The following is an 11,574-nucleotide window of genomic DNA, read 5'->3' as shown; positions in this document are numbered from 1 at the left end:
CCTGTAGCCTCACCAAAGGACTGCTCTACTCAGGAAATTAGCCCACAACAAAATTGCTAGAACTCAATGTCGATGCTGCCACGTTGTTTAATTGCACGATCGGCTTAAAGACAGTTCCAGCCCCCAATCCATCGGTATCAACGCTGACTTGAGTGGCAGAACCCACTTGCTCTAGCTGAACCACTTTGGCCAGATCGGCTGGTGTTGCCCCAATGGTTCTGAAAATACCGCGCAGGTCAATCAAATCATCTGCAACCTGGAAGTCTCGGATCGTATTGGTTCCCTCATTCAAGGAGTTGAAGACGAATCGATCCTTACCTGCACCACCAATCAGGACATCATTGCCCATACCGCCAATCAGGACATCATCCCCTGCACCACCAATCAGGGTGTCGTTCCCTGCACCACCACGGAGCAGATCGTTGCCTTTGCCACCATTGATCCGGTCATCGCCTGCACCACCATCAATGTGATCGTTGCCACCCCTGCCATTGATTCGATCGTTGCCGCCTCTCCCCAGGATGACATCGTTTTTATTCGTGCCCTTCATGCGATCGGCGTTTTTCGTACCGCGCATCCGTCGCTGAAACTTTCCTCTTGCAAAGCGATCGATGGGTGCGGTTGCAGTTGCACCACTCATGGGATCGAATGGCATGAGCGGATCGCCACCCGTACCGCCACCGATCGGAGTGTTGCCGCCATCCGTACCCGTACCGCCACCGATCGGAGTATTACCGCCACCTGTGCCCGTGCCATCACCAATCGGAGTGTTGCCGCCACCCGTGCCAGTGCCACCACCGATCGGAGTGTTGCCGCCACCCGTGCCCGTACCGCCACCGATCGGATCACCACCTGTGCCGCCGCCGCCGATCGGATCACCACCTGTACCGCCGCCATCGATCGGATCACCACCTGTACCGCCGCCATCAATCGGATCACCACCTGTACCGCCGCCATCGATCGGATCACCACCTGTACCGCCGCCACCGATCGCTTCAACCAAAGACCAGCTTTGCAACACGGCATCTTGAATTGGGTTACCAGCAGCATCCACAATGCCAGAATTTTCTTTGAGACTGAGGATATACTCCCCTACTTCACCCGTGAGATCCCCAAGACCGCTCAGAATATACTCGCTACCGCTTCCGTCCAAGCTAGCATTCGTTAAATCTACTACCTCACCGTTCAACTTCAGAATCAGATCCTGGATATCAAACCCAGTAACGTCTTCAGTGAAGGAAATACGAATGCTGTCTAAGGCTTCCGTGACCTCGTTGATGGGCACGATCGATGCTACTGGTGCGGTCATATCTAACACCCAGTCAACTGAAGCATCTTCGGTTAGAGGTACAATTAGAGGCTCTAATAGTCCACCAATTGCTGGAATTGAAGCAGTGATACCAGAGCCGTCAGAAACTAGTTCCAGGAAATACTCTCCATCCTCCTGCATGAGTGGTGCTAGCCCAGTCAGCTTATAGCTACTGCTGGCAGGATCCCACTCAATAGTTACACCTGCTGCATCCAGATCAATCTCCACACCATCGCGCGTCAAATTAAAGTCTTCAACACCTAATCCTGAAACCTCCAAACCCAAAATTTCAATGTAATTAAAGGCGACATGGATGGTGTTGAATGACTGATTAAGTAAGGATTCTACGGGACTGATAACAACGCTGAGCAATGAAGAAACAGGCATGAAAAACTCCTGAAAACGAATAGGTTTTAGCCCAACAAAACCGAATCAAGATACGGCAAAGCTGCCAGAACGTATCTTGCACAGAGAATCAAACAGGAACAAATTATCGAAAGCTTTAGGGATACACAGAAGAATGTTGACGTATCGTAATCCAGAGTCAAACATTACAAGGCAATGCAAAGCGATGCAATGCAAGGCAAAGTTGGCAGCATAGGCTGCCGCGATGATAGAACTTCAGGGAAAAACAACACAATTTCTTAAATCAACGAGGATTTTGGAAAGTTAGAACCAATCCTTAAAGTTAAGCCCCCAATTCAAGCAACGCATAGAGAAGGATTGAATTCCAAAATCTCTGTCAACTTCGTAACCAGTGACGGTAGATACGTAATACTCTATCAGGAAGAAATAGAGCGCAAATTATCATCAATCGCGTTCCGTTCCAGTTAAATCTATCTTGCCCCGACTCGATCGTTTTCTAACATCTCTTAGATCTTTTTTTACAGGATTCACGGAGTTCAATCATTTCTTTTCCCCACCCCATCTAGAGGAAATCAGTCTGCTCGCTGGCTCAGCAACTAATGCTGCCTTGACTTGTTGCATCCACCTCCCAGATCAAAATTTGCATTTTATGACTGCGCAGTCTGGAGATTGCGACTGATTTGGTTCGGTTTTAAGGTTGTTCCTGGTTCGCTTTGCCCGGTATTGTCATAGTATGAGCAGCAGGACGGGCTGTCCTGACCTAAACTGCCTGTTGCAAGTGGTCAAATGGGTGATCTTGTGTATAAGTGGTACTTGCCGACAATTAGTGAGATCATGGCGATCGCTGAACCAGAGCAGAGCCGACTATTAAAGTTTCCGGCTCAACAGCAGGTTCGGGCGGAACGGGAATGGTCGGGGGCGGTTGCGGCACTGAATCATCTGTTGCAGTGGATTGTTGGGTTAGAGCAGCAGGTGGATTTGGAAAGTTCGTCAGGTTCTGACCCAGCCAGCGATCGCACCGCCAATCGAGATGAGATCGTTCCGCTGCAAGGCATTCTTTTATCGGGGCCATTTCCGGTACTCGATCAGGTCAGTCTGGCCGATCGGATTTCCACCTGGATGTTTACGGTGGCGGCCCCCGGAGAGATTCTGCAACTGTTGCCTGCGGCGAATGATACGGACTCGGTTTACAACAAAATTCCGACCCTGCCCCTTTTGCCCAAAGACCCCCTAGCGGCTGAACAGTTTTGTTTGGCTCTAACGACAGAATTTAGCCTGGTCATGGTTTTAGGAGAAGCCCCAGACGGAACTCCGACCTTCACTTTTTCCTTTGACCCAGAGGTGGCACGGCAAGCCTGGCGATCGCTCGAAGCGCGGGTCAAGCTGGCTACTCCACAGATGGCTCCAGCGATCGCTCGTTTGGTGAAGCAATTTCCCCCCGTCACGCCGGATTACCATCTGGTGACACAATTTAGTCGGTTAATGCTGGCCCATTTGCCCCAGCGGATTGAACTGGAAGAGAAGACGACGCTTTGCCCCGATAGCCCCGTATTTCAGCAGGTCGGGACATCGTTTCAGTCGATGCCATCCACGAATGCAGATCAGGGGTCAGAACCGATCGCCCCATCACCTCGGCAAGGTCGCAAGTCCAGCAAGGCAAAACGGAGCGCTCACCCTACCGTTCCATCCAGCCCGATGGAAAACTCTGCTCCCCCTGCTCCCCCTCCCACCTCAGATACAGAACTGCTTCAGGCGATCGCCCATGAAGTTCGGACTCCCCTCACCACGATCCGGACGCTAACGCGGCTATTGTTACGCCGAAAAGATCTGAACCCCGATGTGGTTAAACGGCTGGAAGTGATCGATCGAGAATGCACCGAACAGATCGATCGGTTTAGCCTGATCTTCCGGGCAGCGGAGCTAGAAACAGCGCAAACTCGGAACCTGTTAACTTCCCTGGCTCCCATTTCCCTGGAGCAGGTGTTGCAGCAAAATATTCCTCGCTGGCAACAGCAGGCCCACCAGCACAATCACACGCTGGATATTATCCTGCCGCAGAAAATGCCCTCAGTTGTCACCGATCCCGCCATGCTGGATCAGGTCTTGACAGGGTTGATCGATCGCATCACCCACAGTCTGCCCCCCGGTAGTCATATAGAGGTGAAAGTCTCCCTGGCGGGACACCAGTTGAAGCTTCAGTTAGAATCCCATCCCCTGGTGAAGCAAAAGATGGGCAGTCACTCCATGGGCTTTGCCTCGAATCTGAAGTCGATCGGGCAATTGCTGATGTTTCAACCGGAAACGGGGAATCTCAGCCTCAACCTGTCTGTCACCAAGAATCTGTTCCAGGCCCTCGGTGGTAAGCTGATCGTGCGCCAGCGACCGGAAGAAGGAGAAGTGTTAACCATCTTCCTGCCGCTAGCAGGCAAAAAGGAATAGATCGCCTGATATAGGTTGCCATATGTCCTGGTATCACCCTTCGGTTTACGATCGCACCCTTCCCATCGGCAGCTATTGGGAAACAACGGATGGGCCGATTGACCCGGATTGTTCACCCCTGAACCAGTCCCAAACCTGTGAAGTGGCAATTATTGGCGGTGGATTTACTGGACTGTCTGCGGCTCTGCATTTAGCCAGGGAACACGGGATTCAGGCTGCAATTCTGGAGGCAGGAATGCCCGGATGGGGAGCCTCAGGACGGAATGGCGGGTTTTGCTGTGTGGGTGGAACCGCTTTATCCCACCAGCAGTTGATCCATAAATTTGGCTGGGTAGAAACTCAGCGATACTACCAGGAGCAGCGATCGGCAATTGATTGGGTGCAGCATTTGGCGAAAACAGAAAACATGGCGATCGATCCCCAGGGTGAGGGGGAAATTATCGTGGCGCATCATCCGTCCCGACTGCGACTATTAGCCGATGAGCAGGAGTTTTTGACCCAGATCGCCCACTATCCCTGTCAGCTCTGGTCACGCCAGGAATTAGCAGATTACGGATTTTCCAGTCCTGAAGCCCACGCAGCTTTGCACGTTGGGGTCGGGTTCGGACTGAATCCGGTTAAGTACAGTCGCGGACTGGCTAGAGCAGCTCTGAAGCGGGGAGTCCGAATTTATGGGCAGAGTCCAGTCATTACCTGGGAGAAAATCGGAACCGATCATCTCCTCCACACACCAGGAGGAACCCTGCGAGCCAAAACGGTGATCATTGCCACCAACGGCTACACCGACGATCGTTCCTTCCCCACTCCCCACTCCCTACTCCCAATTCCCTCCACATCTCTCCATCCCAATCTACACAGCCGTACCCTACCCGCCCTCTCCCAAATCATCACCACTCGTCCCCTGACGGACAGCGAACGATCGGCCCAGGGTTGGCACACAGAAACGCCGGTTTACGACACTCGCAATCTGCTGTTCTACTATCGTCTGCTCAAAGATGGGCGGTTTTTGTTTGGCAGTCGGGGTGGAATAACGGGCAGCCCAACCGAACGCGATCGCCATCAAACCTGGATGGTACGACGGCTGGGAGAGCTATTTCCTGCCTGGAAAGGAATTGAAATTACTCATGCCTGGAATGGTTTGGTTTGCCTTTCCGCATCCCTCACCCCCCACCTGGGAAACCTACCCCAGGATCCCAGCATTTTCTATGCCCTGGCCTATCACGGAAATGGGGTGGCGGCTGCAACCTGGAGTGGGCGTTGGGTAGCGCGACTTGTTGCAGAGAAAGTTACCCTGCCTGAAATTTGTGCCGTTTTTCGGCAACCGCTCCAACCATTTCCATTTCCCTTCCTGAGAAGAGAATACCTGCGATCGGCGTATTGGCTATACGGAATCCGCGATCGGCTGGGAGGTTAGGGCGGTTTTCTCCCCTTGATTAAGGGAATCCCGACCCAAATTACCAACGCCTAATCCCAAGTGATAGGATGAATGTACACTGGGAAGCATAAGTCATTCCCGTCAGGAGCCATTTTTCGTTTGCCATGTTAAAGAATCTGCTGGGCGACCCCAACGCACGCAAGCTTAGGAGATATAAAAATGACATCGTGGAGATCAACCTCCTGGAGGAGGAAATCCAACCTTTGTCAGATGAGCAGTTGACCGGGAAGACGGCAGAGTTTCAGCAACGCCTGGAAAATGGTGAGTCGCTGGATGATTTGCTACCCGAAGCCTTTGCCGTTGTGCGGGAAGCTGGGAAGCGCGTTTTAGGGATGCGTCACTTCGATGTCCAGTTGATTGGCGGTATGGTGCTGCACGATGGGCAGATTGCGGAGATGAAGACGGGGGAAGGAAAAACCCTGGTGTCAACGCTGCCCGCTTACCTGAATGCGCTATCCGGGAAAGGGGTGCATGTCGTTACAGTAAACGACTACCTGGCCCGGCGAGATGCGGAATGGATGGGGCAACTGCACCGCTTTTTAGGCTTAAGTGTCGGTCTGATTCAGCAGGGAATGACTCCGGCTGAACGTCGCAAAAACTACGGCTGCGATATTACCTACGGCACCAACAGTGAGTTAGGGTTTGACTACCTGCGGGACAACATGGCCACGTCGATCGAGGATGTGGTGCAGCGGCCCTTTAACTACTGCGTGATTGACGAAGTGGATTCGGTACTGATTGACGAAGCTCGAACACCACTGATCATTTCAGGACAGGTGGAGCGTCCTAGCGAGAAATACGTGCGGGCAGCTCAGGTGGCAGCAGCTCTGAAGCGAAAGCAGGATGAGGATGATCCAGAGGGGCACTACGAGGTAGACGAAAAGCAGCGCAATGTGATCCTGGCGGATGAGGGCTTCATTCTGGCAGAGGATCTGCTGGGGGTGACGGATCTGTTTGATCCCAAGGATCCCTGGGCCCACTATATTTTTAATGCGATTAAAGCTAAGGAACTCTTCATAAAGGACGTGAACTACATTGTCCGCAATGATGAAGTGGTAATTGTAGATGAATTTACCGGGCGGGTAATGCCGGGTCGGCGCTGGAGTGATGGACTGCATCAGGCGATCGAAGCGAAGGAATCCGTCGAAATTCAACCGGAAACCCAAACCCTGGCGACAATTACCTATCAGAATTTCTTCTTACTCTATCCCAAACTGGCGGGCATGACGGGAACTGCCAAGACGGAAGAGGCGGAATTCGAGAAAATCTATAACCTGGAAGTTACCATCATCCCTACAAACCGACCCACGGGACGGCGAGATCTGGCGGATGTGGTTTACAAGACTGAGGAAGCCAAGTGGCGATCGATCTCAGAAGAGTGCGCTGAAATGCATGAACTAGGTCGTCCCGTCCTGGTCGGAACCACCAGCGTCGAGAAGTCAGAGGTGCTCTCCCGAATGCTGAGTCAGCTTGGGGTGGAGCACAACCTGCTGAACGCCAAACCGGAAAACGTGGAGCGGGAATCGGAAATTGTGGCTCAAGCTGGACGGAAGGGAGCCGTGACGATCGCCACCAACATGGCAGGGCGCGGAACAGACATCATCCTGGGGGGGAATGCGGACTATATGGCGCGGCTGAAGGTGCGGGAATACCTGATGCCTCGGATTGTCCAACCGGAAGATGAAGAGGGCTTTAGCATTACCAAGGTGATGGACGGCAGCGGTCGTCAGGGTGGCAAGGGCTTTATGCCGTCGGGCAACCAAAAGGTGAAAACCTGGCGGGCTTCTCCCCAAATTTTCCCTACGGAACTCTCCAAAGCCACGGAGCAAAAGCTGAAGGAAGCGGTGGAGTTTGCGGCGAAGACCTACGGAGAGCGATCGCTACCCGAACTGCAAGCGGAGGATAAGGTGGCCACGGCGGCGGAGAAAGCCCCAACGGACGATCCGGCGATCCTGAAGCTGCGGGAGGTTTACAACCTGATTCTTCAGGAGTACGAACAGTTCACTAAGGCGGAACACGAAGAAGTGGTGCAAATTGGCGGCTTGCACGTCATCGGCACAGAACGCCATGAATCTCGCCGGATTGATAACCAGCTTCGAGGACGATCAGGACGGCAGGGCGACCCTGGAACGACTCGGTTCTTCCTGAGTCTGCAGGATAACTTGCTGCGGATTTTCGGTGGCGATCGGGTGGCGGGTCTGATGAATGCCTTCCGGGTGGAAGAAGATATGCCAATTGAGTCGGGAATGCTGACGCGATCGCTGGAAGGAGCGCAGAAGAAGGTAGAAACCTACTACTACGACATCCGGAAGCAGGTGTTTGAGTACGATGAGGTGATGAACAACCAGCGTCGTGCCATCTATGCAGAACGGCGACGAGTCCTGGAAGGCCAAGACCTGAAGGAACAGGTGATTAAGTACATTGAGCGTACGATGGATGACATTGTGGATGCCTATGTGAATCCGGAGTTACCGCCGGAGGAATGGGATCTGGACAATGTGGTGGGTAAGGTGAAGGAGTTTGTTTACCTGCTGAAGGATCTGGAGCCGGAACAATTGAATGATCTATCGGTGGGCGAAGTTAAGACCTTCCTCCATGAGCAGGCTCGGATTGCCTACGACATTAAGGAAGCGCAGATCGATCAACTGAAACCGGGTCTGATGCGTGATGCGGAACGGTTCTTCATCCTGCAACAGATTGATACGCTCTGGCGGGAGCACCTGCAACAAATGGAGGCCCTGCGAGAGGCGATCGGTTTACGGGGCTACGGTCAGCGTGATCCGTTGATCGAATATAAGAGTGAGGGTTATGAACTGTTCCTGGAGATGATGACGAACATTCGTCGGAATGTGGTCTATGCTCTGTTCCAGTTCCAACCGCAGCCGCAACCGCAACCGCAAAGGCAGTCTTCGGAGATGGTGTAGGGCGATCGGGTTTGGGTGATTATGTGTCCTCTGTCATGGCTTCAGCAATTGCCACAAGTTTAAGCTGAGTAATGGCTTAAAACGAACTGGGATCAAGTTGATGCTGTGACAGATTATTCGCTTGAATCTGTCGATCGCTTCTTACCCCTGCTACTGGTTAAGTGCTTACCGAAACTCCTGAGACTTCACCAAGCTCCTCCTTCAATCCGTTCTAGGACGATTGTTAGACTAGAGGCACTTGCATCAAAACTAAGGCATCTAGACTTCACCCCAAAATCTCTTGAGATTTTGCTCACTGTGCAACTCGTCAAGTAAGTCTTTGATTTCCAACCAACCATCAGATAAAGTGTAAAAGTCCTTGTGTGGTGTCCGGACAGGTAAGCTCTCATATAATTGAGAATCATCTGACTTGGAGATTATTCTCATAATTGAAAACAATATTTCTGATCCCAGTTTTTGAGCCACCTCTTCAGATTGAAAAATTAATATATCATCCGAAATAAAACTTCCATGCAAAAGCTCATTTCTAACTTGAATAAACTGAGGAGTGTCCTTATCACTCATGTATTTACTCCAATCAATCTTCAAGTCACTTAGAAAAAAACGAATAACTGTTGAAAGATAAGGCGTTTTTCCACTGCCTCGATTTACGAGCTTCTTAAGTTTTTCAACTGAATTCCTGTCTAGATGTACAAGACTGTTTTGTTGTGAGCTTTCATTGATCAGTTTTATACATCCACCTATTTCCCAAAACCAGTAGGAGTAGAAATACTCAATTGCAGAACATGCTGCCATAAGTTTTAGTCCAACAGTAGATTCATATACTGTTATCTTTAAGTGTTCAATGCCTCTTGCAATCTGCTTATTAATAGGACAGCATTCAAGAAATGAGGTAATATTTCCCATAAAATGAATACCTTGGGTTGGCCACGACCGACTTACTCTTGGTATTCTACGCCTTTCCCATATGGGAATTGTTCGGCCAGAAATATATTTGTTTTGAGAGCAAATCGAATAATCGTAATATACGGGTAAAATCTCGTAGTCACAAATTATGCTTAGAAAAGCACACAAGTTATTAAGGACATCCTCCAAATGCTGGCTTAACTTAACCTCAAGGTTGTTTGTTTCACAAGCAGCAAAACGATTTATTTGTTGATTGTTTAAAGGAACTAGGATATCTATAAAGCTCAGCTTGTATAAAACATCTATGTTTTTTCTGTTAAAAACATTATGATCCTTGTGTGTGATGTACTTCTTCCCACATTTAACCTGATAGCCTGAGTTTAATGCACAGTAAAGACTCGATTGATCTATAGTTATTTTAGAATTTTTATCCCTTTGTCTAGGAATGTTTTCAAATTCTGTATTAAAAATTTCGTCCATTGATGAGAATTCATCATTTAAATAAGCCCTTAATTGCACAAAGTAGTTAGAGCTATCTCCTATATCAATCTCTTTAGGCCAACCAGAATAAGTTACTAGTCTTACAACGTTAAATTTTGTAGTTCCATTGTTGGTGTTAAAGGGAGGTATAGAATAACCTACAAGGAATATGCTGGTTCTAATAATAAGGACTTGATATTTTACGTCTTGCATTTTTATGGCAGCTTTTAAGCGATCGTCATCCGTAATACCCTGCCAAATGAGTACTACATCAATATCTGCTTCTTCTACAAAAATGAGGCGTAAGCTGATCTGTATCGGTTGAATAGTATCCTCGATTAAGAGTTTGGCATCACCTTGATATGTCCAATCTCCTGGAAAACCACCTATCCAACCTGGATGAGTCATAAAATAATTCAGCTTCTATGATTGTTGATTACTCAGTCAAACAATTCTTAATAAAACAAACTTCTGAATTCGGGCGATCTGTTTGGGAGAATGCTTACTCCAACAGTTTAGCTAACATAATAATGTATATTGTTTGATATATCCCATGTCCAAGCCTGTATCATTTTTACAGCATTTTACGGTTTTAATTACTTGTCAGTTTTCAACAAGATGCAGTCTAACGTTTCTGATCAGCGGTTTTCAGGGTCTTTTCTGCACAGCAAGCAGCTTCGGAAAATTTGCTGCACCAAGGTTGTTGGATGATTAGGCTATGGCTCTAGTCCGTCTTTCGGTCTGGTACGTCACCAGTTGGTACACCCGCTTCATCTGCTTTGGCAAGCATTATCGAATCACAACAAAGCAATTGAACAGCGTTAGTGGGGTTGGAACGCTGCCACTCTAAAACCGAGGCAATAATACGGTCATCTGCTACCTGTGGATCAAGCCAGGAGAGAGTTCGCTGAAAGTTTGGCTCACGAGCTGATACTCGAACATAGACCTTGCCTTGTACCCGAACTCCATCAGATAACTCCCCTTGATTGCGCCATCCCTTTATCCGATTGGAAAAGGTACGCGCCTTCTCCCGAACTTCGGGGACACGGTGATTTATCTTATGGTCATCCAGCTCACTAAGGACTCCTGGAACAAGCAGCACGACAAATTCATCCGTCCCTAATACTTCAGCCCAAGAAGGTAGCTCCTGATTACGGAGGATTACATTCGTGTCGGGGACAACCACCAAAGACCCATCAGACATGAATGGAGCTAGTAGGTCGAAAAGGGGTTGAATATGCTCACGAAATACAAATGGAGCATCTGCCAAGTTTTTAGGAATTGAAAAATCTGGTTCAGATCTATCCAGCCATTTTGTGACTTTCTCAGCCGCATCTTCCAAATCTTGGCGGGATCTTCCAGAATCTTCAGTAAAAAGTAAGCGGACTTTCTCCAACCAGCGATTCCACTGATCCAAAACTTTACGCTGGTAACATCGCCCTTCATCGCTGAGTGCTGCCCAAGACGAGTCTGGCACAATTGTCATAATAGCAACGCTTGTCTCGCGTGACAGTCGCTCAACTTTGTCAGGAGCGTAGTTGATATCTGAGATCTCTATCAGTTTGTCGGTTAACTCAACAATTTTTTCGAGATCACGGTGAAGTAGTTGTGTATGCGTTAACATCTGCAATGACTTTGAAAATTTTGGTGTTCACACTATCTAAATGTCCCAAGATTATCCATCAAATTTGCGGGATAATACTTAGATCTTAAGA

The 11,574-nt window shown here is 49.3% G+C and carries 6 protein-coding genes; 3 read left to right on the top strand and 3 right to left on the bottom strand.

Annotated elements, in window-relative coordinates:
* Window positions 1–37: 37 nt before the first annotated feature.
* Window positions 38–1,696, bottom strand: a complete 1,659-nt coding sequence (locus tag ACM1PF_RS09760) for a type I secretion C-terminal target domain-containing protein (protein ID WP_416674286.1) — start codon at window positions 1,694–1,696, stop codon at window positions 38–40.
* 765 nt (window positions 1,697–2,461) lie between these two features.
* Between ACM1PF_RS09760 and ACM1PF_RS09755 the strand changes: the two genes are divergently transcribed.
* From ACM1PF_RS09755 to secA, 3 genes are all read left to right on the top strand, one after another.
* Window positions 2,462–4,114, top strand: a complete 1,653-nt coding sequence (locus ACM1PF_RS09755; RefSeq protein ID WP_416674285.1) for a sensor histidine kinase — start codon at window positions 2,462–2,464, stop codon at window positions 4,112–4,114.
* A 22-nt stretch (window positions 4,115–4,136) separates the two neighbouring features.
* Window positions 4,137–5,528, top strand: a complete 1,392-nt coding sequence (locus ACM1PF_RS09750; RefSeq protein ID WP_416674284.1) for an NAD(P)/FAD-dependent oxidoreductase — start codon at window positions 4,137–4,139, stop codon at window positions 5,526–5,528.
* Window positions 5,529–5,653: 125 nt separating this feature from the next.
* Window positions 5,654–8,473: a preprotein translocase subunit SecA gene (secA, locus tag ACM1PF_RS09745; protein ID WP_416674283.1), complete on the top strand. Its 2,820-nt coding sequence runs from the start codon at window positions 5,654–5,656 to the stop codon at window positions 8,471–8,473.
* 258 nt (window positions 8,474–8,731) lie between these two features.
* On the opposite strand, the gene ACM1PF_RS09740 is transcribed toward secA, so the two are convergent.
* The gene (locus ACM1PF_RS09740) at window positions 8,732–10,267 is read right to left on the bottom strand and encodes a hypothetical protein (RefSeq protein WP_416674282.1); all 1,536 of its coding nucleotides are present in this window, start codon (window positions 10,265–10,267) and stop codon (window positions 8,732–8,734) included.
* Between the two features lie 316 nt (window positions 10,268–10,583).
* On the bottom strand, window positions 10,584–11,483 hold the full coding sequence (locus ACM1PF_RS09735; protein ID WP_416674281.1) for a PIN domain-containing protein: 900 nt from the start codon (window positions 11,481–11,483) through the stop codon (window positions 10,584–10,586).
* Window positions 11,484–11,574 lie beyond the last annotated feature (91 nt).

Source organism: Egbenema bharatensis FJBBOT/2019, from assembly GCF_048077055.1.
GTDB lineage: Bacteria > Cyanobacteriota > Cyanobacteriia > Elainellales > Elainellaceae > Egbenema > Egbenema bharatensis.
Note: the sequence above shows the minus strand (reverse complement) of the source record. Positions and strands in the feature narration are given on the sequence as shown.